25 protein-coding genes, 1 riboswitch and 1 other annotated feature are annotated in these 22,432 nt (G+C 49.3%); of the genes, 21 read left to right on the plus strand and 4 right to left on the minus strand.

Features of this window, described 5'->3' with window-relative positions:
* From ACKTRM_RS06500 to ACKTRM_RS06540, 9 genes are all read left to right on the plus strand, one after another.
* A complete protein-coding gene (locus ACKTRM_RS06500; RefSeq protein WP_007407248.1) occupies nucleotides 1–825 on the plus strand; it encodes a M55 family metallopeptidase in 825 nt (274 codons plus the stop codon).
* A 14-nt stretch (nucleotides 826–839) separates the two neighbouring features.
* Nucleotides 840–1,766, plus strand: a complete 927-nt coding sequence (locus ACKTRM_RS06505) for an ABC transporter permease (RefSeq protein ID WP_007407247.1) — start codon at nucleotides 840–842, stop codon at nucleotides 1,764–1,766.
* A 5-nt stretch (nucleotides 1,767–1,771) separates the two neighbouring features.
* Nucleotides 1,772–2,719 carry an ABC transporter permease gene (locus ACKTRM_RS06510; RefSeq protein ID WP_003154782.1) on the plus strand — a complete coding sequence of 316 codons (948 nt, stop codon included), beginning with the start codon at nucleotides 1,772–1,774 and terminating at the stop codon, nucleotides 2,717–2,719.
* A gap of 5 nt (nucleotides 2,720–2,724) precedes the next feature.
* Nucleotides 2,725–3,753, plus strand: a complete 1,029-nt coding sequence (locus ACKTRM_RS06515; protein ID WP_012117374.1) for an ABC transporter ATP-binding protein — start codon at nucleotides 2,725–2,727, stop codon at nucleotides 3,751–3,753.
* Complete coding sequence (locus ACKTRM_RS06520; protein ID WP_012117375.1) at nucleotides 3,750–5,369, plus strand: peptide ABC transporter substrate-binding protein; 1,620 nt, start codon at nucleotides 3,750–3,752, stop codon at nucleotides 5,367–5,369. Before ACKTRM_RS06515 ends, ACKTRM_RS06520 begins: the two co-directional genes overlap by 4 nt.
* 87 nt (nucleotides 5,370–5,456) lie before the next feature.
* Nucleotides 5,457–6,392, plus strand: a complete 936-nt coding sequence (locus ACKTRM_RS06525) for a S66 peptidase family protein (protein ID WP_012117376.1) — start codon at nucleotides 5,457–5,459, stop codon at nucleotides 6,390–6,392.
* A gap of 36 nt (nucleotides 6,393–6,428) precedes the next feature.
* Nucleotides 6,429–7,496, plus strand: coding sequence for a dipeptide epimerase (locus ACKTRM_RS06530; RefSeq protein ID WP_206761690.1), 1,068 nt, complete (start codon nucleotides 6,429–6,431; stop codon nucleotides 7,494–7,496).
* Nucleotides 7,493–8,392 carry a C40 family peptidase gene (locus ACKTRM_RS06535; protein WP_012117378.1) on the plus strand — a complete coding sequence of 300 codons (900 nt, stop codon included), beginning with the start codon at nucleotides 7,493–7,495 and terminating at the stop codon, nucleotides 8,390–8,392. Before ACKTRM_RS06530 ends, ACKTRM_RS06535 begins: the two co-directional genes overlap by 4 nt.
* A gap of 3 nt (nucleotides 8,393–8,395) precedes the next feature.
* A complete protein-coding gene (locus ACKTRM_RS06540) occupies nucleotides 8,396–9,367 on the plus strand; it encodes an ABC transporter ATP-binding protein (RefSeq protein WP_012117379.1) in 972 nt (323 codons plus the stop codon).
* A gap of 27 nt (nucleotides 9,368–9,394) precedes the next feature.
* On the opposite strand, the gene ACKTRM_RS06545 is transcribed toward ACKTRM_RS06540, so the two are convergent.
* Nucleotides 9,395–10,444: a lactonase family protein gene (locus ACKTRM_RS06545; protein WP_012117380.1), complete on the minus strand. Its 1,050-nt coding sequence runs from the start codon at nucleotides 10,442–10,444 to the stop codon at nucleotides 9,395–9,397.
* A gap of 70 nt (nucleotides 10,445–10,514) precedes the next feature.
* Nucleotides 10,515–11,375: a dimethylarginine dimethylaminohydrolase family protein gene (locus ACKTRM_RS06550; protein WP_012117381.1), complete on the minus strand. Its 861-nt coding sequence runs from the start codon at nucleotides 11,373–11,375 to the stop codon at nucleotides 10,515–10,517.
* Nucleotides 11,376–11,564: 189 nt separating this feature from the next.
* Between ACKTRM_RS06550 and ACKTRM_RS06555 the strand changes: the two genes are divergently transcribed.
* From ACKTRM_RS06555 to ACKTRM_RS06590, 8 genes are all read left to right on the plus strand, one after another.
* Nucleotides 11,565–12,083 (plus strand): acyl-CoA thioesterase, encoded by a 519-nt coding sequence (locus tag ACKTRM_RS06555; protein ID WP_003154772.1) that lies wholly within the window; start codon nucleotides 11,565–11,567, stop codon nucleotides 12,081–12,083.
* 99 nt (nucleotides 12,084–12,182) lie between these two features.
* The gene (locus ACKTRM_RS06560) at nucleotides 12,183–12,728 is read left to right on the plus strand and encodes a GNAT family N-acetyltransferase (RefSeq protein ID WP_007407237.1); all 546 of its coding nucleotides are present in this window, start codon (nucleotides 12,183–12,185) and stop codon (nucleotides 12,726–12,728) included.
* 12 nt (nucleotides 12,729–12,740) lie between these two features.
* Nucleotides 12,741–12,849, plus strand: a riboswitch (guanidine-I (ykkC/yxkD leader).
* Nucleotides 12,850–12,915: 66 nt separating this feature from the next.
* Nucleotides 12,916–13,254: a DMT family transporter gene (locus ACKTRM_RS06565; RefSeq protein WP_012117382.1), complete on the plus strand. Its 339-nt coding sequence runs from the start codon at nucleotides 12,916–12,918 to the stop codon at nucleotides 13,252–13,254.
* Nucleotides 13,254–13,568, plus strand: a complete 315-nt coding sequence (locus ACKTRM_RS06570) for a DMT family transporter (protein ID WP_007407235.1) — start codon at nucleotides 13,254–13,256, stop codon at nucleotides 13,566–13,568. The genes ACKTRM_RS06565 and ACKTRM_RS06570 overlap by 1 nt, the downstream gene beginning before the upstream one ends.
* Nucleotides 13,569–13,642: 74 nt before the next feature.
* Nucleotides 13,643–14,545 (plus strand): formyltetrahydrofolate deformylase, encoded by a 903-nt coding sequence (purU, locus tag ACKTRM_RS06575; protein WP_007407234.1) that lies wholly within the window; start codon nucleotides 13,643–13,645, stop codon nucleotides 14,543–14,545.
* 86 nt (nucleotides 14,546–14,631) lie between these two features.
* Nucleotides 14,632–14,845, plus strand: a binding site (T-box leader).
* A gap of 69 nt (nucleotides 14,846–14,914) precedes the next feature.
* Entirely contained in the window at nucleotides 14,915–16,027 is a 1,113-nt protein-coding gene (proB, locus tag ACKTRM_RS06580) for a glutamate 5-kinase (protein WP_012117383.1), read from the plus strand.
* The gene (proA, locus tag ACKTRM_RS06585) at nucleotides 16,024–17,271 is read left to right on the plus strand and encodes a glutamate-5-semialdehyde dehydrogenase (RefSeq protein WP_012117384.1); all 1,248 of its coding nucleotides are present in this window, start codon (nucleotides 16,024–16,026) and stop codon (nucleotides 17,269–17,271) included. The genes proB and proA overlap by 4 nt, the downstream gene beginning before the upstream one ends.
* Before the next feature lie 112 nt (nucleotides 17,272–17,383).
* Entirely contained in the window at nucleotides 17,384–17,809 is a 426-nt protein-coding gene (locus ACKTRM_RS06590; protein ID WP_012117385.1) for an organic hydroperoxide resistance protein, read from the plus strand.
* Between the two features lie 27 nt (nucleotides 17,810–17,836).
* Here the strand turns inward: ACKTRM_RS06590 and ACKTRM_RS06595 are convergent, their stop codons facing one another.
* Nucleotides 17,837–18,346, minus strand: a complete 510-nt coding sequence (locus ACKTRM_RS06595) for a MarR family winged helix-turn-helix transcriptional regulator (RefSeq protein ID WP_012117386.1) — start codon at nucleotides 18,344–18,346, stop codon at nucleotides 17,837–17,839.
* A 73-nt stretch (nucleotides 18,347–18,419) separates the two neighbouring features.
* Here ACKTRM_RS06595 and ACKTRM_RS06600 point away from each other — a divergent pair, with 73 nt between their 5' ends.
* The 4 genes from ACKTRM_RS06600 to ACKTRM_RS06615 all read left to right on the plus strand — a co-directional run bounded on the left by ACKTRM_RS06600 (nucleotide 18,420) and on the right by ACKTRM_RS06615 (nucleotide 21,170).
* Complete coding sequence (locus ACKTRM_RS06600; protein ID WP_003154758.1) at nucleotides 18,420–18,830, plus strand: organic hydroperoxide resistance protein; 411 nt, start codon at nucleotides 18,420–18,422, stop codon at nucleotides 18,828–18,830.
* Between the two features lie 140 nt (nucleotides 18,831–18,970).
* Nucleotides 18,971–19,555 carry a hypothetical protein gene (locus ACKTRM_RS06605; protein WP_012117387.1) on the plus strand — a complete coding sequence of 195 codons (585 nt, stop codon included), beginning with the start codon at nucleotides 18,971–18,973 and terminating at the stop codon, nucleotides 19,553–19,555.
* A gap of 21 nt (nucleotides 19,556–19,576) precedes the next feature.
* A complete protein-coding gene (locus tag ACKTRM_RS06610; protein ID WP_012117388.1) occupies nucleotides 19,577–20,038 on the plus strand; it encodes a hypothetical protein in 462 nt (153 codons plus the stop codon).
* Between the two features lie 4 nt (nucleotides 20,039–20,042).
* Entirely contained in the window at nucleotides 20,043–21,170 is a 1,128-nt protein-coding gene (locus ACKTRM_RS06615; protein ID WP_012117389.1) for a glycosyltransferase, read from the plus strand.
* A 20-nt stretch (nucleotides 21,171–21,190) separates the two neighbouring features.
* Here the strand turns inward: ACKTRM_RS06615 and ACKTRM_RS06620 are convergent, their stop codons facing one another.
* Nucleotides 21,191–22,288 carry a BclA C-terminal domain-containing protein gene (locus ACKTRM_RS06620; RefSeq protein ID WP_012117390.1) on the minus strand — a complete coding sequence of 366 codons (1,098 nt, stop codon included), beginning with the start codon at nucleotides 22,286–22,288 and terminating at the stop codon, nucleotides 21,191–21,193.
* Nucleotides 22,289–22,432: the final 144 nt, after the last annotated feature.

A 22,432-nucleotide genomic window follows, 5' to 3' on the forward strand; every position in this document is an offset into this window, starting at 1 on the left:
ATGAAACTGTATCTATCTGTGGATATGGAAGGGATTTCCGGACTGCCTGATGAAACATTTGTCAATTCCCGCATGCACAATTATGAGCGCGGCAGGGTTCTGATGACCGAAGAAGCAAACTGGTGCATCGCAGAAGCGTTTAATAACGGATGCACGGAAGTGACCGTGAATGACAGCCACTCAAAGATGAATAATCTGCTCGCGGAAAAACTTCACCCTGAGGCAGAGCTGATTACGGGGGATGTCAAGCCGTTTTCCATGATGCAGGGGCTTGATGAATCGTATTCAGGTGTGATGTTTATCGGCTATCATGCGAGAGCGTCGATGCCGGGCGTTATGTCGCACAGCATGATATTCGGCGTCCGCCACTTTTACATAAATGATAAGCCGGTCGGTGAACTGGGGTTAAATGCCTATCTCGCCGGATTTTACGATGTCCCGGTCATCATGGCTGCCGGAGATGATTGCGCCGCAAAAGAAGCGGAGGAGCTGATCCCGAATGTGACGACTGCCGCCGTCAAACAAACCATTTCAAGAACCGCGGTCAAATGCCTGTCCCCTCAAAAAGCCGGACGGCTCCTGACGGAAAAAACAGCCTATGCGCTCAAAAATAAAGATAAGGTCAAACCGCTGACTCCGCCTGAAAGACCTGTATTAGGCATTGAATTTGCCAACTACGGACAGGCTGAATGGGCCCATTTAATGCCGGGCACAGAAATCATCCCGGGAACGACAATCGTTCAATTTCAGGCAAAAGACATGCCGGAAGCCTATCAGGCCATGCTCGTCATGACAGAACTCGCCATGAGAACAACATTCTGTTAAAGGGGTGAACGGCATTGCTGCGGTATTTTATCAAACGTTTTATCGCCATGATTATGACCGTCCTCGTCATTACCACTCTGACATTTGTCATGATGAAAGTGATACCCGGCTCGCCTTTTAACGAAGAGCGGGGCACAAACGAAGCGGTCCAGCGAAATCTCGAATCCTACTACCATCTGAACGAACCTCTTATCACTCAATACGCCATCTATCTAAAATCCATTCTTACCTTTGATTTCGGTCCTTCAATTAAAAAACCGTCAGACAGTGTAAACGCTATGCTCGAACGCGGGTTTCCGGTCTCATTTGAGCTTGGGATAACGGCGATCATCATCGCTGTTATTTCCGGACTCGCGCTCGGCATAATGGCCGCTCTCAGGCGCGGCGGCTTTCTCGATTATGCAGCCATGAGCCTTGCGGTGCTCGGGATTTCCATTCCGAATTTTATTATGGCTACGCTGCTGATTCAGCAATTTGCGGTTCATCTGAGATGGTTTCCGGCAGCTACCTGGACGAGTCCCGTTCACATGGTCCTGCCGACTGTTGCGCTTGCCGTCGGTCCCATGGCCATTATCGCGAGGCTGACAAGATCAAGCATGGCCGAAGTGCTGACTCAGGATTACATCCGCACGGCAAAAGCAAAGGGGCTTTCTCCCGTCAAAATTGTGATCAAACACGCATTGAAAAATGCTCTTATGCCTGTTGTGACAGTACTCGGGACGCTTGCCGCAAGTATTTTAACGGGCAGTTTCGTCATCGAGAAAATTTTTGCCATACCGGGAATGGGCAAATATTTCGTAGAAAGCATCAATCAGCGAGATTACCCGGTCATCATGGGAACGACCGTATTTTACAGTGTGATTCTGATCGTCCTGCTGTTTTTGGTTGATTTGGCATACGGCCTGTTAGACCCGCGCATAAAACTTCATAAGAAAGGGTGATCCTGATGAATCTCCCGCAAGAAACGGTAAAACACACAGAAGTGCCTGATGACTGGTTTCAGCCGGGCGCGGAAAGAAAGGGTGAAACCGAGTCGGTCAAGCGTCCGAGCCTGTCTTACAGTCAGGATGCGTGGCGGCGGCTTAAAAAGAACAAATTGGCGATGGCCGGCCTTGTGATATTATGCTGCCTGTTTCTATCGGCTGTGTTCGGTCCGCTGATATCACCGCACAGCGTGACAAGGCAGACGCTCGCCGAGCAGAATCTTCCGCCGTCTTTTTCACACTGGTTCGGAACCGATGAACTTGGCCGGGACGTGTTTACAAGAACATGGTACGGAGCGAGGATCTCTTTATTTGTCGGTGTGATGGCGGCGCTGATCGACTTTTTGATCGGCGTCATCTACGGAGGCGTCGCCGGCTACAAAGGGGGCCGGACAGACAGCGCCATGATGAGAATCATCGAGGTTCTCTACGGATTGCCGTATCTGCTCGTTGTCATTTTGTTAATGGTGCTGATGGGGCCGGGGCTCAGTTCCATTATCGTCGCTCTGACCGTGACGGGATGGGTCGGCATGGCGCGGATTGTCAGAGGGCAGGTGCTGAGGATGAAGCATGATGAACACGTATTGGCTTCGAAAACGTTTGGAGCGAAAACATTTCGGATCATTAAGAAAAATCTGCTGCCGAATACGATGGGAGCCATTATTGTCCAAATGACGCTTACGGTGCCGGCGGCGATTTTTGCGGAATCATTTTTAAGTTTTCTCGGACTCGGCATTCAGGCGCCGTTTGCAAGCTGGGGAGTCATGGCAAACGACGGGCTGCCGGCGATTTTATCAGGCCATTGGTGGCGGCTGTTTTTCCCCGCTTTTTTCATTTCCTTGACGATGTACGCGTTTAACGTACTTGGAGACGGCTTGCAGGACGCGTTAGACCCGAAACTGAGGAGGTAGGAAAAATGGCGCAGCAAGTTCTTTCCGTTCAAAATCTGCATGTTACTTTTTCAACATACGGAGGCACTGTAAAAGCCGTCAGAGGCGTCAGCTTCGATTTATATAAAGGTGAAACGTTTGCGATCGTCGGTGAATCGGGCTGCGGAAAAAGCGTGACGTCACAAGCCGTGATGGGTCTTCTTCCGAAACATTCGGCAAAGATTGAATCCGGAAGCATACAATTTAAACAGAAAGACCTTTGCCAAATGTCGGATCGGGAAATGCGGGGAATCCGGGGGCGCGATATTTCTATGATCTTTCAGGACCCGATGACGGCGCTCAATCCGACTTTGACCATAGGGAATCAGCTCTCAGAAGCGCTGTTGGAACACCGCGCCATGACAAGAAAACAAGCTGAATCCGAAGTTCTCGCCATGCTGGATCTGGTCGGTATCCCGGACTCGAAATCCCGCCTGAAGCAGTACCCCCACCAATTAAGCGGGGGCATGCGGCAGCGGATCGTGATCGCGATGGCTCTGATCTGCGAGCCGGAAATTATGATCGCCGATGAACCGACAACGGCTCTTGATGTGACGATTCAAGCACAAATCCTTGAATTATTTAAGAAGATTCAAAGAAAAACAGGCGTGTCTATTATTCTGATCACACACGATCTCGGCGTCGTCGCTCAGACCGCCGACAGAGTCGCCGTCATGTATGCGGGGAAAATCGCCGAAATCGGCACGAGGCATGATATTTTTTACCGTCCGGCTCATCCATACACAAAGGGGCTGCTTCGTTCAGTGCCGCGGCTGGATATGGAGGATAGTGAGCTGTCGCCGATTGACGGGACGCCGCCTGATTTATTCGATCCGCCGCCGGGCTGCCCGTTTGCCGCCCGCTGCCCGGACAGGATGATCGTCTGTGAAAAGGTATACCCGGCAACAACCGTGAAATCCAAAAGCCATATCGTCAACTGCTGGCTTCAGGATCACCGTGCAGAGCGGCTGAAGCAGCAGCTGACGGCAGCAGAGGAAAAAGGGGGATTGAAATGAAAAAGAGATGGGCGATCGGTGTGATTGCTGTTGTTTCGTTTGCTCTGATGGGCTGTACAGCCAATGAACAGGCGGGGACAGAACCCGGAAAAGCAAAAGAACAGGGGGGTGAAACGGTGCTGCGGCTCAATAACGAAAATGAGCCGACCTCACTTGATCCGCCGATCGGATTTAATAATGTTTCCTGGCAGCCGCTGAATAACATCATGGAAGGATTGACGAGGCTCGGAAAAGATAATAAGCCCGAACCGGCCATGGCGGAAAGCTGGAAGGTGTCCGCTGATAAGCTGACATATACCTTCAATATCCGGGATAACGCCGAATGGACAAATGGCGATCCCGTTACGGCGGAAGACTTCGTGTACGCCTGGAAACGGATGCTCGATCCGAAAACGGGCGCATCTTCCGCTTTTCTCGGCTATATGATCAAAGGCGGGGAAGAATTTAACAGCGGAAAAGGCAAACAAGAAGACGTGAAAGTCACGGCAAAAGATAAAAAAACGCTTGTCGTCACATTGGCGGCACCGCAGGATTATTTTCTGAGCGTCGTGTCCAATCCGGCGTATTTCCCGATTAATGAGAAGGTCGCCAAGGCTGATCCGAAATGGTTCACTGAAGCAAAAACCTTTGTCGGCAACGGGCCGTTCAAACTGACGGAATGGAAGCATGACGACAGCATGACGATGGTCAAAAACGAGACGTATTGGGATAAAAAGACGGTGAAACTGGATAAAGTCACATGGGCGATGGTCAGTGACCGGAATACCGACTATCAGATGTTCCAGTCGGGGGATTTGGATACCGCCTTTGTGCCGGCAGAGCTGAGCGAGCAGCTGATGGGAGGAAAAAATGTCCGCACGTGGGATCAGGCCGGACTCTATTTCTATCGTTTTAACGTAAAAATGGAGCCGTTTCAAAATGAAAAGATCAGAAAAGCGTTCGCGGCAGCGATTGATCAGAAAGAAATCACGGATTATGTGACCAAAAACAGTGAAAAGCCGGCACATGCCTTTGTATCCCCGGGATTTACTCAGCCTGACGGGAAAGATTTCCGCGAAGCGGGCGGCAGTTTATTAAATCCGGATGAATCAGAAGCCAAAAAACTGCTGGAAAAAGGCATGGCAGAAGAGCATTATGACAAGCTGCCCGCCGTTACATTGACATACAGCACAAAACCGGAGCATAAGAAAATAGCGGAAGCGATTCAGCAGAAGCTCAAAAGTGTGCTCGGTATAGACGTTAAGCTCGCCAATATGGAATGGAACGTCTTTTTAGAAGAGCAGAAAGGACTGAAGTTCCAGTTCTCTCAAAGCTCATTTTTACCGGATTACGCAGATCCGATCAGTTTTCTAGAGGCTTTCCAGACGGATAATTCCATGAACCGCACCGGCTGGGGCAGCGCGGCATACGACGGCTACATCAAGCAGGCAAAACAGGAAGCCGATGCCAAAAAACGTTTTGCGCTCATGCATAAAGCGGAAAAACTGCTCATGAACGAGGCTCCGATCATTCCGATTTACTTTTACAATCAGGTGCATCTGCAGAACAGCGGCGTGAAGGGCATTGTCCGGCACCCCGTCGGTTACATTGATCTGAAGTGGGCGGAAAAGTCCTGATCTTACAGCGGAAACATACGCCGCTCTTTTGCCGTTAAAGGAGCGGCGTGTTTCACTTTTCAATCCGGAAAGGAGATTGAAAAAGTCATGAACCATAAACCGAAAGCACTGCAAAAAGGCGACACGGTCGGTGTGATTGCGCCCGCAAGCCCGCCAGAGAGCGGGACGCTGCAAACCGCGCTGCTGTTTTTAGAGAATGAGCTTGGCCTTCAAGTGAAACTCGGCCGGGCGCTGAAGACCCGTCACGGCTATTTGGCGGGAGAGGACCGGGCGCGCCTCGATGATCTCCATGACATGTTTAGTGATCAGAATGTCAAAGCGGTGATATGCGCGTGCGGAGGATTCGGCACGGGCCGCATTGCCGCCGACATCGATTTCGGCTTAATCCGCCGCAATCCGAAAATTTTCTGGGGATACAGTGATATTACGTTTTTACATACCGCCATTCATCAAAATACGGGGCTCGTCACATTTCACGGCCCGATGCTGAGCACCGATGTCGGGCTTGAAGATGCTGATCCCCTGACAAAAGCGTCGTATCGTCAGCTTTTTACAGAAACGGAATTCACCTATACGGAGGACATTTCTCCCTTAGAGGTGCTGACAGGCGGAAGGGCCGAGGGAGAGCTTGCGGGCGGCAATCTGTCGCTCATTACGTCCACACTCGGCACGCCGTTTGAAATTGATACAAAAGACAAATTGCTGTTTATCGAGGATATTGATGAGGAGCCGTATCAAATCGACAGAATGCTGAATCAATTAAAGATGGCCGGAAAACTGTCAGACGCAGCCGGAATCCTGGTCTGTGATTTTCACCAATGCGAACCGAAACATAAAGAAAAGTCGCTTACTTTAGAGCAAGTGCTGAACGATTACATTGTCAAATCAGGGAAGCCCGCGCTCAAAGGCTTTAAAATCGGCCATTGTTCACCGAGCTTCGCCGTTCCGATCGGAGCCCGCGCGGTTATGGATACGGCGGCCAAAGCGGTAACGATTGAATCGGGGGTTTCCGGAAGGGAGTGATCAGGCGTGAGGATTACAGATATTCAAACGGGACGGATGTCCGTGCCGCTGAAAAAGCCGTTTAAGACCGCTTTACGCACGGTTTACAATGCTGAATCGGTCATTGTGAAGCTCACTTTTGACAACGGTCTGACCGGCTGGGGGGAGGCGCCGCCGACGGTTGTCATTACAGGCGACAGCGCGGACGGTATTGAAAGCGCCGTCCACGATGTGCTGAAGCCCGCTCTCTTGGGGCGGGGCATTTCCGGCATGGAAGCTGTTTTGTTTGATATCAGCCGGCTGTTGGAAAGAAATCAAAGCGCAAAAGCCGCGGTGGATATGGCTGTATATGACGGATGGGCGCAAATGCACGGACAGCCGCTTTACCGGCTTCTCGGCGGCTATCGGAATACACTGGAAACAGATTTTACCGTCAGCGTTAACTCTCCTGAGGAGATGGCGGGGGATGCAGACCGTTATGTGAACAAAGGATTTCATATTTTAAAGATAAAAGTCGGCATAGGTGACATATCGGACGATGTTGCCCGGATTCAGGCGATCAGATCACGTGTCGGCGGAAACGTCAAACTGAGACTGGACGCTAACCAAGGCTGGACGCCGAAAGAAGCCGTGACCGCGATCCGAAAGATGGAAGACGCCGGCCTCGGCATTGAGCTGGTCGAGCAGCCTGTTCACAAAGACGATATCGCCGGGCTGAAGCAGGTCACAGATGCCGTAGACACGCCGATTATGGCGGATGAGAGCGTCTTTACCCCCCGTCAGGCCTTTCACGTGCTGCAGACGAGAAGCGCCGATTTAATTAATATTAAGCTGATGAAAGCGGGCGGCATAAAGCAGGCGGAAACAATCAATGCGATGGCAGAAACGTGCGGCGTGGAATGCATGGTCGGCAGCATGATTGAGACCAAGCTCGGCATCACCGCCGCGGCTCATTTTGCCGCGGCCAAACGGAATGTGACAAGGTTTGATTTTGATGCGCCGCTTATGCTGAAAGATGATTTGATTCAAGGCGGCATCACATACAGCGGCAGTCAGATTGCGATTCCCGACGAACCGGGTCTCGGAATTACCGGTGTGTCGATACAAGAGGGGGCGAAAAGATGAGAGCAGCCGTTACAGCGGCAGCAGCCAACGTATGGACGCTGCCGTCATCTCCCCGTTCGTATGATGCGCCGATGCTTGAAAACCCGCCGCAGATCAGAAAATGGTTAGCGTCTATGGGATATGAAGAGCGGCTGCAATTATGCACAGACAACCTTGTCCAAACGCAAGCGCTTTTCGGGGAAGAAGTGATCATTCTCAAAGAGGAAGGGGAATGGGCTTTTGTCGCCGTTCCCGGCCAGCCTTCAAACAAGGATGTGCGCGGATATCCGGGGTGGATGAAAAAAAGCCAGCTTTCAAAAGACGGCTTTCATACATCTTCCCCCGCCGTATGGATTACCAAACCGACAGCTTTTTTATATCACACAAATGGCGAACCAGACTTGGAAGTAAGTTTCTTAACGCGTCTTTCGGCATCAGGACGTGAGAAAGGCTTTTTCCGGGTGGTGACGCCGCTCGGAGAAAGGTTCGTAAATGAAGCTGACGCAGACGAGTGCCGGCATACGGAAGGACGGGCGGCCGATGTCATCGAAACGGGCATGATGTTTCTCGGGCTTCCGTATTTATGGGGAGGACTGAGCGGTTTCGGGTTTGACTGTTCCGGGTTTATGTATTCGATATTTAAAGCAAACGGCTATACCCTTCCCCGTGATGCAAAGGACCAAGCAAAAGCCGGGTGCAGCGCGGCGGTAAACGATATCCTGCCGGCTGACCTTTTGTTTTTCGCCTATGAAGAAGGAAAAGGCGCGATCCACCATGTCGGTTTGGCGCTGGGAGACGGCCGAATGCTGCACTCCCCGAAAACGGGAAAAACAATCGAAGTGCTGTCTTTGGAAGGAACCGTCTATGAAAAAGAATTATGCACCGTACGCCGCTGTATAAGCGAAAAGGGGGAATAGAAAATGACGGCATCTCCGCTCCTTGAAGTCAGCGGGCTGAAAATGCATTTTGACGCGGGAAGAAAGAAAGCCGTAAAAGCAGTCGACGGTGTCAGCTTTCACATTAACAGAGGGGAAACATTCGGACTCGTCGGAGAATCGGGATGCGGTAAATCGACGCTCGGAAGGGTTATTCTCCGTCTGTATGACCCGACGGCCGGTTCAGTATCATATGAAGGGACGGATATACACCGTGCCGCGGCAGAACAGCGGTCGGTCTTCTTCCGCAAGCTGCAGATGATTTTCCAAGACCCTTACGCCTCGTTAAATCCGCGCCTGACCGTAAGGGAAATTATTATGGAGCCGATGGAAATCCACAATCTTTACAATACAAGAAAAGCCCGTCTAATGATGGCGGATGAACTGCTTGAAGCTGTCGGGCTCCATCCGGATTTCGGCAGCCGGTATCCCCACGAATTCAGCGGCGGACAGAGGCAGAGAATCGGGATTGCCAGAGCGCTCTCTCTGCATCCCGAATTTATCGTGGCGGATGAGCCGATTTCCGCGCTGGATGTGTCGGTACAGGCTCAGGTCGTCAACCTTCTAAAAAGGCTTCAGAAAGAGAAAGGGCTGACATTTTTATTTATCGCCCACGATTTATCAATGGTCAAGCATATCAGCGACCGGATCGGCGTGATGTATTTGGGCCGCATGATGGAAATTACAGAAAGCGCTGCGCTTTACCGGGAACCGCTTCACCCTTATACGAAGGCGCTTTTATCCTCAATCCCGATTCCTGATCCGCTTCTTGAGGACAAGCGTGAACGGATTATTCTGAAAGGGGAGCTGCCGAGCCCCCTTAACCCGCCGAGCGGCTGTGTATTCAGGACGCGGTGTCCTGAAGCGATGGAGCTCTGCGGTAAGATAACGCCTGAGCTTGAAGAAGTGAAGGCGGGGCGTTTTGTCGCCTGCCATTTATACAAAAAAGAAAGCTGACAATATAAAGTCAGCTTTCTTTTTTAATTAAACCTGATGCAGAAATGACACGCAGACCGGATACGGAACCGGAATGTCAGATTGAAGCAGAGTCAATTTGCCCGTTTCCGGATCACGTTCAAACAAAACCAGATTTCCCGTTTCTTCGTTTGACGCGACAAGGAATGTCTCAGAAGGGTCAAACGCGAAATCACGCGGCCAGTTTCCTTCTGTCGGCACCCATTCAATAAGAGACAATTCGCCGGAATATTGGTTGATCTTATAGATGGCGATGCTGTCATGTCCGCGGTTGGCAGCATAAAGAAATCTGCCGTCTTTAGATATGCGGATCGCGCTGCCTTGCGATTTGTCCGTAAAGCCTTCAGGCAAAGCGGAAATGACCTGCAGCTCTCTGAATTCACCTAAGGTCGGGTTGTATTCAAGCGCAATGACTTCATTACTGATTTCCGTCATGACATAGGCGTATTTTTCCGCCGGATGGAAAACGATGTGGCGCGGCCCTGAACCCGGTGCGAAAGAGTGAGTTTTCACCTCTGTGAGCGAACCGTTTTTCATTTGGTAAGTATAAAGCGTATCCGTCCCTAAATCGACGGCTGCAATGTAGTTATGCTCAGGTGTATAGCCTGCGAAATGGGTATGCGGTTTCTCTTGTCTTTCATGAGGACCTGTTCCCGTATGAGCGGCTTCGGCAGCCGGCTCCCGCAGACTTCCGTCTTCATTGACGGGAAAGGCGTGCACTTTTCCGCTGTGGTAATTAGCGGTTAACACATATTCATGTTTATCATCAATGCTGACGTGGCATGGAGACGGGCCTTCAATCAGCTGGTGGTTCACAAAAGTTAACTCCCCGCTGTTCTGATGAATCTGATAGGCTGCGACGCCGCCTTTTCCGTCTGCCTTTTCAATGGAATACAGCATGCTGTTATCAGAATTCGGAGTGACGTATGTCGGGTTGCCGAGCTTTGCTGCCAGCTTCGGACGGCTGAGCCGTTTCGCTTCTGTATCAAGTTCAAAACAATAAATGCCTTCGCTTCCGCCTTTTGTATATGTTCCCGCGTATCCTATGTACTTAGCCATTCGGTTTCCCCCTTTAGAGTCTTGTCTTCTCTATATTAACGTATCTTGAAGGAAACTGCCTTGTAAATGTTTAAGATGTTCTGACAAGCGGCAAGGTGCAGCAGCGGAAGGAACCGCCTGATTTAATAATTTCGGAAAACTCGGTTTCAATGACTGTATAACCTCTTTTTCTGAGCTCGCGGTTCGTATGACGGTGCTGCGGCAGGCTGATAATTGTCTGATTGCCGATTGACAGGATATTCGGGCCGAGCGTGAATTGCTCTTCTTCAGGCACTTCTATCATCTCAAAACGTTCGGCGAGAAGATCAATTTCTTTCTGCCGCAAGCCATTTTTGCAGTATAGCGCTTCCGTTTCCGAGATCATATTAAATACACAGTCCAAATGTAAGAAATCCTCCTTGAGAGGGATCGGCACAACAGTCATCTCCGGCAGCGCCTCCCGCAGCTCCCGGACAGCCGCTTTATCCGTGCGCTCGCTCAGCCCGGCGTAAATGGTGCCGTCTGCGATCAAGATGTCGCCGCCTTCAATGTTCGCTTTTTTCAGTCGCGTATAGGGGATTTTCTTATTGTCAAGCAGGTTTTGAAACACTTTTTCTTCTCCCTGCCGGACTGAAGCCGCCATGTTTGAAATAAACGCCGTCTCCCCTAAGACAAATCCGATATCCCGGGTGAATACCTGCTCAGGCAATGCGGGATCGGCAGGCAGCAGGACGACTTCAATCTGATGAGATCTTAAAATGTCAATAAACTCACTATGCTGTTTGAGGGCAACGGGTATGTTAATATTTTCTTGTTTGAAATGTTTCTGCGTTCCGTTAATAATATCCTTGATGGCCATGTGTTCCGGCCGGCATAAGATGACTGTCTGCAAAGCATCAAACTCACTGCGGCAAGCCGGTTTCCGCGTGGATTTGGGAATGGATACGTCCATGTGATATCCTCCTATCGGTATTCAATGTGCGTTTATTATTCCCGGATGTGATGAATAATGAAACATTTATGAGAGAATATCTAACCAACTTAATATTTAAAATTTTAGACAAAACGATCAAAGTATTGTTTAATAGGGTACAGATGAATGAGTCAAAACGACCAGACACCAAAGGGGAGTTTAAATAATATGAAGTTGCCAGAATCAAGATTTTGCAAAGAAACAAGGGTTGTTAAAACAAGCAGGGTTTTTCCGCTTGATACGAATAATCACAATACGCTGTTTGGCGGAAAGCTGATGAGCTACATTGATGATATCGCTTCAATTTCCGCGGCCCGCCACTGCCGGTGTGAAACAGTCACGGCCTCAATGGATTCTGTGGATTTTTTGCGCCCCATCGGCCAACAGGATTCCGTATGCCTTGAATCTTACGTCACATGGGTCGGCACATCGTCTATGGAGGTGTTTGTCAAAGTCATTAAAGAACATCTGATGACGGGCGAACGCGAGCTTGCGGCAACGTCGTTTCTGACCTTTGTCGCGCTTGATTCAAACGGGAAATCGGTACCCGTTCCGCGGATCGTGCCGGAAACCGAGGAAGAAATCATGCTTCACAATACGGCCGTTCAGCGCGCCGGAGAACGAAAAAACCGCTTAAAACACAGCAAGGCCCTGGCCGAGGCGCTCGGAACAGATAAACCTTGGTAATCGTCAAACCGCTTTTTTAAAAAGCGGTTTTTTTATGCTGAGAAAGGACTTTTCCTGCAGGATCCATAATCTATTACAGGGAAAGGAGACGTGGCGTGCATGATGAAACATAAGTCTTCCGGCACCATCCTGACAACCGGGCGTATCCGTCTGCGGACTATGCGGGATGACGATGAAGAAAATTTGTACGGGCTGTTTACCGACAGAGAGGTCATGAAATATTATCCTTCTCTTAAAAGCAGACGGGAAACGAAGGAATGGATTGCCTGGAACAAACGATTGGCCGCAGGATACGGCGTCAGTCTTTGGATCGCAGAGGATAAAGAGACGGGCGCATTTCTCGGTCAATGCGGAATCGTTCCGCAGACGGTAAACGGAAACACTTTGATGGAAATCGGCTATATGTTTGCCCGCCGCCGCTGGGGCTGCGGCTATGCGACAGAGGCGGCGAACGCTTGTCTGGACTACGGTTTTCATACGCAGCAATATGGACGCATAGCGGCGCTGATTGATCCGGAAAACGCTGCCTCCGTCCGTGTCGCGGAAAAAATCGGTATGGTGCCCGGTGAGACCGTTACCAAATGGGAGAGGCAGCTGACGGTTTTTGACATCACATCTGACGTTGAACGTTTCGGCGAAATGTAGTATGATACGAACAGACATGTTTTCTAGGGTTCCGCATGTTCATACATGGCCTGGTCCGAGAGAAAACACATATGCGGACATATCCCGCATATGCACACGGAGGGAAAAAAGCCCGGGAGAGTCAATCTCATGTGAGACGACTATCCGGGCTTTTTTGTATTGTCCGGATACAGAAAGGGTGAAGAACATGAAATGGGGTTTAGTGGTCATAGCGGCCGTATTTGAAGTGGTATGGGTCACCGGCCTGAAACATGCTGATTCGGCACTGGCGTGGAGCGGCACGATTGTGGGAATCATCGTCAGTTTTTATCTATTAATCAAGGCGACAGACAGCCTGCCCGTAGGAACGGTATATGCGGTCTTTACCGGACTCGGGACAGCGGGCACCGTGCTCAGTGAAATCCTGCTTTTCAAAGAGCAAGCCGATCCGGTGAAAATCGTGCTGATCGGCGTTTTGCTGATCGGTGTCATCGGATTAAAGCTGGTCACACAGGATAAGCCTGAGACGAAGGAGGAGAAGGCGTAATGCATTGGATCAGCCTGATAGCCGCGGGTCTTTGTGAAATGCTCGGGGTCATTTTAATGAATCAATTTCAAAAAGAAAAGAAAGTCAAATGGATTCTTTTCATTATCGCCGGATTTGCGGCTTCTTTTTCCCTGCTTTCTTATGCGATGGAGACGATCGCGATGGGCACGGCCTATGCGATCTGGACCGGTATCGGCACGGCGGGCGGCGCATTAGCCGGCATTCTTTTCTACGGCGAGCAGAAGGATGCGAAGCGCATCTTTTTCATTGCGCTTATTTTATGCGCTGCCGTAGGGCTGAAAATTCTTTCGTAAATTGATTTTTATCAAATCTTCAGTATAATCTATTAGTAAGTTACGAATTATGAAGATACGAGGGATTAAAACAGATGAATTCATATATGACACAGCGGCTGAAAGAATACCGCCGCGGGAATGAGGAAAAAGGGCGCCTGCTTGTCAGCTGCCCCGACCAGCCGGGAATTGTATCGGCCGTGTCGGCGTTTTTGTTTGAACATGGCGCAAACATTATTGAATCAAATCAATACACGACTGACCCTGAAGGCGGACGGTTTTTTCTTAGGATCGAATTCGACTGCAAGGGCATTCGTGAGAAAAAAGAGGACTTACAGCAGGCGTTCGCCTCAATCGCCCAGACATTCGGCATGACATGGAGCCTGTCTCTGGCAAGTGAGCTGAAGCGGGTGGCGATCTTTGTATCGAAGGAGCTGCACTGCCTTCATGAACTGATTTGGGAATGGCAAAGCGGCAATATGATGGCCGAAATTGCGGTCGTTATCAGCAACCACGAAGAGGCCAAAGAAGTGGTCGAACCGCTGAATATTCCGTTCCATTACATGAAAGCTAACAAAGACATCCGCGCCGAAGTGGAGCGGCGCCAGCTTGAGCTGCTGGAGCGGTATAAGATTGATGTGATCGTTCTTGCCCGCTACATGCAGATTTTGACGTCTGATTTTGTATCTGCCCATCCGAATCGGATTATTAACATCCACCATTCATTTCTGCCGGCCTTTATCGGCGCTAATCCGTATAAACGGGCTTATGAGCGCGGAGTGAAATTAATCGGCGCGACCTCTCACTATGTGACGGACGATCTTGATGAAGGGCCTATTATTGAACAGGATATTGAACGCGTCGATCACAGAGATCACGCAGAGGATCTGAAGAATATCGGCAGAACGATTGAGCGGAGCGTGTTGGCAAGAGCCGTAAAATGGCATCTGGAAGACCGCGTCATCGTTCACGGAAACAAAACGATCGTATTTAATTAATGGCGGTCCGCCGGGGAGGCGGACTGTTTTTTATGGATGAAAATGTCTTGACAAGAACCTGTTTTCTTTGCATAATATAAAAAAATCATTGAGCGTTGAAGAGGATCAGTACGCAGAACTTTCTGTGACAGAGAGCAAAATGGCCCGCTGAAACATTTTGCCGCATGAAACCTGCCGAACCTGCCTTGGAGTCCTGAGGGGAAAACTCAGGCGCGATAACCTGGCGTTACAGGAAAGCGGGACGCGTGAAAAACGCGTTCAAACAAGGTGGTACCACGGAAAGCCCATTTCGTCCTTATTTTTCAGGACGGAATGGGCTTTTTTTATTGATGAGAGCCGGTTTGGATTGATTGCCACGGAGGAGAAACGATGAAAAAACAAAGAATTGTTGTGAAAATCGGGAGCAGCTCGCTCACCAACAGTAACGGAAGTATTGATGAAGCAAAAATCAAGGAACATACGGAAGCCATTTCTTTATTAAAAGAAAACGGGCATGAAGTGATCCTCATTACCTCAGGCGCGGTGGCAGCGGGTTTTTCCGCTCTCGGCTATCCGTCGCGACCCGTTACGATAAAAGGAAAGCAGGCAGCTGCCGCAGTCGGCCAGACACTTTTAATGCAGCAATATATGGACCATTTAAAAAGATACGGTCTGACGCCGGCACAAATTTTATTAACAAGAAATGATTTCTCAAAAAGAGAGCGGTACAGAAATGCCTATGCCACTGTAATGGAACTGTTGGAGCGGGGAGTCGTGCCGATTATTAATGAAAATGATTCCACATCAGTCGAAGAGCTGACGTTCGGTGATAACGACATGCTGTCGGCGCTTGTAAGCGGTTTGATTCATGCAGACCAATTAATGATTCTCACAGACATTAACGGGCTGTACGATGCCAATCCGAATGAAAACCCGGACGCAAAGCGGTTCGACTATCTGAATGACATCACACCAGAATTGCTCGGATATGCCGGATCAGCAGGCTCAAAGGTCGGCACCGGAGGCATGAAGTCAAAACTTCTCGCCGCCCAGACCGCATTGTCGCTCGGGGTAAAGGTATTTATCGGAACCGGCTCCGGACGGGAAAAACTGATGGTGATTTTAGACGGAAAAGGCGACGGCACATATATCGGCGATAAAGACCTGTCCTCAGTGAATAATACACGGCAATGGATCATGTTTCATTCTCCGATATCAGGGGAAATCATCATTGATGGGGGAGCGGAGCAGGCGATGATCCATAACGGGTCAAGTCTCCTCCCGGCCGGCGTCGCCGATGTCTGCGGCAGTTTTCCGAAAGGGGCCGTAGTGGAAGTCAAAGGGCCCGGCGGCATTATCGGCAAAGGGCAGACGCAGTACTCATCCGATGAAATTTTAGAAGTCAAAGGGAAGCGGAGCGACCAGCTTTCAGGAACGAAGCAGGTGGAAGTGATTCACAGAGATGATTGGGTGAATTTATTTGACGAGGGGGAACACAAATGAGTGAAGTATTGCAAAAAGCAGCCTTGGCAAAAGAAGCGGCTGCCGAAATGGTCATGAAAACGACGGCTGAAAAAAACGAAGCGCTTCAATGTATTGCAGACGGACTCAGAAATGAACGCCGGCTGATTTTAACAGAGAATCAGAAAGATATTGAAGCGGGACGGAACAGAGGACTGACACCTGACATTATTGACAGGCTGACTCTTGATGAAAAACGCCTGCTCGATATCGCGGACGCCGTGGAACTATTAATCGGTCTTGAAGATCCCGTCGGTGAATCGCTGGAGACCATTCAAAAAGAGAATGGATTATCCATTGAAAAAATCCGCGTGCCCCTTGGAGTAGTGGGCATGATCTATGAGGCCAGACCGAACGTTACCGTAGACGCGGCCACACTCTGTCTGAAAACCGGAAACGCGGTTGTGCTCAGAGGAAGTTCTTCCGCCATCCACAGCAACATAGCGCTTGTCAGTGTGATGAAACGCGCACTGGGGCTGTCAAAGCTTCCGATTGATGCCGTTCAGCTCATAGAAGATACAAGCAAAGAAACCGCCAAACAGCTCTTTACATTAAATGACGGGCTGGATGTATTGATCCCGCGCGGCGGTAAAAATTTAATTGATCTAGTGGTCAGGGAATCAACCGTACCCGTTTTAGAAACCGGAGCGGGCAATTGCCACGTGTACATAGATGAGTCAGCAGATCCTCAAATGGCAAGCGAGGTCGTCATCAATGCCAAAACACAGCGTCCTTCGGTCTGCAACGCGATTGAATCTCTTTTGATTCATGAAAAATGGGCCGAAGAACACGGACGAAAGCTGCTGAATCAGCTGACAGAAAAAGGGGTGGAGCTCCGAGGAGACCAGGTGATTTGCAGACTGGAGCCTCAAGCGAAACAAGCAGAAGAAGCCGATTGGGGAGCGGAGTACCTGGCGCCGATTCTCAGTGTGAAAACGGTGCAGGACGTACAGGAGGCGGTCCGCCACATTCAGCAGTACGGCACAAACCATTCAGAAGCCATTCTGACGGAGAACGCCGAGCATGCGGCTTACTTCCAGACCGCCGTTGACGCCGCCGCCGTGTATCATAATGCTTCAACCCGGTTTACGGACGGTTTTGAATTCGGATACGGAGCCGAAATCGGCATCAGCACGCAAAAGCTTCACGCGAGAGGGCCGATGGGGCTTCCGGCGTTAACATCTACAAAAATCATCATCAAAGGAAACGGACAAATCCGCGTATAATCTTTTAAGCTTATCCTTCAAAAAGGGTAGGCTTTTTTTATCGGAAAGATTGACGGTTCGTATTATATTGTGTAAAATTAAATTGTACACAATATAATAGAGGTGAATTCACATGACAAAACCATTATTTACTGCAACCGTATCAGCCGCCGGCGGACGTGAAGGGAAAGTCACGTCTTCTGACGGAGTGCTGAATCTTGATGTTGCTATGCCGGGAACGCCAAGAGCAAAACGGCTCGAACATGCCACAAACCCTGAACAGCTGTTTGCCGCAGGATATTCAGCCTGCTTTGACAGCGCTCTTCAGCTCGTAGCGAGAAAAGAGCGTCTGAGTATTGAAACAGAGGTCACTGCGCATGTCAGTCTGCTGAAAGATGAAGAAGACCAAGGATATAAACTAGGCGTTACGCTTGAGGTCAAAGCATCCGGCATTGATAAACAGGAGCTTGAAGCCCTTATCCAAAAAGCGCACGGTGTCTGCCCTTATTCAAAAGCGACAGCGGGAAATATTGAAGTGAAGCTTCTGGCAGCAGAATAAAAATAAGGATGCCCATTCGGGGCATCCTTATTTTTTGCCGTGCAGCGTATTCAAAACCTCATAAAGCGACTGCTTTAACTGCTTTAATTCCTCTTTTGACCGTCCCGTCTGTTCCAGCATGGCAATGGGGATATCCGCCGCTGTCTTCTGCAAGGCCCGTCCTTCATCTGTGAGCCTGATCGTCACGGATCGCTCGTCTTCAGCCGACCGCTTTCTCATGATGATTCCGTGCTGCTCCATCCGTTTCAGCATCGGTGTCAGCGTTCCGGAATCCAGGTACAAAAGCTCACCCATCCGTTTCACATTCAGTTCTTCGTGCTCCCATAATAAAAGCAGCGCCAAATATTGGGGATAAGTTACGTTGAGCTTATCAAGCAGCGGTTTGTACCGTTTCGTCATTTCTCTTGAGCTTGCGTACAGCAAAAAACAAAGCTGATTCTCCAGTTTCATATGTTCAAAATCTTTTTCTGCCATTACTTCTTTCACCAACTCTTTGTTTGTTAACGTTACCCCTATTGTAGCCGAAAAACAGTCCATTTCCTATTCCTCATGTTTAAAAATATGAGCAGGGGCAATATATACAGTAAGTACAATGAGGAGGCTGATAATAATGGCATTATTTACTTCAAAAGCGACCGCAGTCGGCGGACGAGCAGGACATATTAAATCCGAAGACGGGGTGCTGGATTTTGACATCATCATGCCGAATGCAAAAAAAGACGGAGAAACCGGCACAAACCCTGAACAGCTCTTTGCGGCAGGATATGCTGCCTGCTTCGGGGGAGCGCTTGAGCTCGCCGCCCAAAAACAAAAAATCGACATGACCTCTGAAATTGAAGGACAGGTCAGCCTTTTAAAAGATGAGAGTGACGGAGGTTACAAAATCGGCGTAACGCTCGTCATTGATACAAAAGATCTTGACAAAGAAACGGCGGAGAAGCTTGTGCATGCCGCTCACGAGTTCTGTCCGTATTCAAAAGCAACAAGAGGAAATGTAGACGTCAAACTTGAATTAAAATAAATCAACGAACGAATATCCCGGATTTTATATCCGGGATATTTTATTAACGAAAACATCAGTAATGATCTCTTCTCTCCCGGAATAAGAATACGATATAGCACTTTTGCATAATAACACCAAGAGAAAAGAGGGAGAAATCGATGTCTCTTCCAAACATACCGAACATCACCCCCGACATTACACTCTCCAGATGTGAGACCCTGAACCTCCTTCTTTCATCCGTGGCTATGGAAGAAATCGGACTATCCCATATTCTGCAGGCGGAAGCGGAAAGGATTCAAATGTTTCTCGGCGCTTCCGGCGATCCCTCCTTGGAGGAATTGTCATCAATCAATAGAAGCACTGAACGGCTCCTGCGCACCGTCATGAAATCACAACTCCTTTTGCAGACGAAGCTTGAGGACATTATCTTCTTACAGGATTCTGAAGCCTGTATGGACCAGGACGACCCAAGCAATCCGAGTAATCCGGGCGATCCTGATGACCCGTGGAATCCGGATGATCCAAGTAATCCGAGTGATCCGGGCGATCCTGATGACCCGTGGAATCCGGACGACCCGAGCAATCCGAGTGATCCAGGCGATCCTGATGACCCGTGGAATCCGGACGATCCCAGTGATCCGGAAGATCCGTGTGACGGCCTGTTTTACGGCCGCATTGGCTGCTGTGAGTGCGGGGATTGTGAGGACTGCGGTTGGAAGAAAAAAGGCGGGGAGCGTTCATAAAAAAAGAGACGGGTGAAGCATATGCCGTATCCAAGCATCTCAAAAGCGAAACAGGCATCTTTTGAAGCCTTGCATTGTCTCACGATGGCGCTGTTACATATATTATCTGTGACCGTGGATAAAAGAAGGGGTTCAAATTACAAAGAAGAAATCAGGCTGTTCTCCGCATTGTGCCGCTGGCAGATGGAAACAGGCGGCCGTCTGTTTTTAATGATCAGCTTGGAAGAAGAGCAGAAGCAGATGTATGAGCGGCACTTTCTTGAAATGAAGACAGTTACGGAACGAACGAAAAAATTCATTTCTGAAAGCCCGCGCGAATTCCGGGCGCATCCGATTACGAAGCGGGCTGTCAGGCAGCTTCAGGAATGGAATACGGAAACTGCCGAACCTGCCGTCAGATGGGTGCGTCCTGTCATCATCACGATGAACGGCACTCCTGAACGGCCTTGGTTCAATCAACAACTCCAAAATCGGGAAAGGTGAGAAAATGAGCGGAAATGCTGAATGTAAACTGACTCTTTGCATGATTGTGAAAAACGAGGAGAGATACATCTCCCGTTGTTTATCAAGTGTACAAGACATCGCTGATGAGATCGTCATCGCAGACACCGGATCACAAGATAATACAAAAGATATATGCAAAAGCTTTCAGGCAAGAGTGTTTGATTTCGAATGGGAGAATGATTTCGCAAAGGCCAGAAATTACGCCCTGCAGCATGCCGAAGGAGATTGGATTTTAGTGCTTGACGCGGATGAAGAGCTCGATCAGGAGACGGGCCGCTTTTTAACTTCGCTGCTTCATGACGGATTACCGAGCCGGGGCCTTTTGAAAATCATCAATTATACGGGGAAGCAGCTCGATGAAAACGAAGCGTTTGAAAGCATGCAGCCGAGACTGTTCCGCAATCATAAAGGCCTTCTGTATCAAGGCAGAATTCACGAGAATATCTCGGCTTCCAATGAGGAAGAAAACAATGCTTTTTTCACGCTCCCATGTGTGATTCATCACTACGGCTACTTGGAGCAGGAAGAAAAGATCAAGCAAAAACATAAACGGAATATCAGCATTTTAAATGAAGAGCTTTCAGAGGAAAATCCTGATCCGTGGCTTGTCTATCATTTGGCAAGTGAATGCTACAGAATCAAAGACTATGAAAAAGCATTACATCTTGTCAACGGCTCAATTTTTCAATTTTTAAGCGAAAAACGAATGCCTCCGTCTCTACTGTATTATTTGAAATATACAATATTGCTTGAGCTCAAACGGTATGAAGAAGCCGAACAAGGGATTGAAAAAGTGCTCAAGCTATATCCTGATTACAGCAATCTTCATTATTATAAAGGCCTTGTATTATATCATTTGGAAAAGTACAGAGCGGCAATCAAAGCATTTGAAAACGGAACGCAGGTTGAAGGAGAAAACGCTGGTCACTTCATTTTAAAAGGTGCCGCCGATTTCAGAGCCTTTTATTATATGGCGAAATGCCATGCTGCATTAAACCATGATATGACGGCCATCGCTTACGCCAAAAAATCGGTGAAGTTCAATCCTCAATTTAAACCCGCACAAGAGCTTCTGTCTCAATTAAAAAAGGATCAGCGGACAAACGCCTGATCCTTTTCTTGCATGTTCCATTAAGATAATCGAATAATGTTTAAAGCTGCACCGGCGCTTCCTCCGAGCAATGTGGCCGCACCCAATAATCCGAACAGCTGAAGCTGGATGGTGCTGCCTGCTGGCAAAGTCACAATAAAGGAGTTATTAAAGTTTGCCAAAGACGCGACCGGGGCGATAATCGAACTTGCAGGAGGAGTGCCGTTGATTAAAATACGCGAACTTACAAGCAGGCCGGCCGTTAAATTAATATGGTAGGAAATATAGTACCGTCCTGCCGGAGCAACGGTGAATACAGTATTTGCGGCATTAGCGGTAATATCCGCTGAGAGGTTTTGTTCATTCGGTAAGGGAATGGCCGTGCCGCCGTTAATAACTGCGACAACACCGCCGCCCGTATTGCTCGCATAGCCGGAAGTTGCTGTCAGACTTGTTCCGGTGCTTCCGGTCGGTCCGGTGCCGCCAGTAGCGCCAGTGCTTCCGGTCGGTCCGGTAACTCCAGTAGCGCCAGTGCTTCCAGTCGGTCCGGTGTCGCCAGTAACGCCGGTGATTCCCGCCGCAGCTAAAAGTGTATAGTCAGCTGAGGCTCCAGGGGTTCCCGCCGGGCTGTTTACGTTTGCGACGTAAGAGCTTCCGTTATACAAGACAACCTGTCCGGTTGTGTAAGTGGGAGCAATCAGCGGATTAAAAGCAACAATCCCTTGAAGACCCGCACCGGTGGCCCCCGTAGGTCCGATCGCTCCGGTTGGCCCCGTCGCTCCGGCCGGTCCGACTGCTCCCGTAGGTCCCGTCGGCCCCGTAGCACCAGTCGGTCCCGCCAGTGTAGGGATATTTGAGATACTGTCCAATTTTGAACCGAGAAGAAGCTCCTGTTTCATTAAGCTGTCAAGCGTATCACGGACGCTCTCATTCAGGTTAAGAATATCCGCAAGACTTGACGGGGGCCCTGTTAATCCGGGAATCGTTCCGAGCGCGTATTGGATTTTTTCCCCTTCCGCATTCAGAATATGTGCCATTCCCAGCTCTTCCATAGCAATTGACGAAAGAAGAAGGTTAATGGTATCGTCTCTGGAAAGTGTAACGACAGGGGTGATATTGGGCAAATTAGGCTGTGACACAATGTCCCTCCTTATGAGTTGGCTGAAAATCTTTTTATTACGAACAAAATTCCCCGAAATGAGCGTAAGCAGTACTGTATCATTATATTCACGGATTCTGTCCAAGTTTCTGAATGGATTCCCTTCATTAACCAACTGAGCAGG

It is taken from the genome of Bacillus sp. D7-8, from assembly GCF_052055895.1.
In the GTDB taxonomy this organism is placed as follows: Bacteria; Bacillota; Bacilli; order Bacillales; family Bacillaceae; genus Bacillus; species Bacillus velezensis.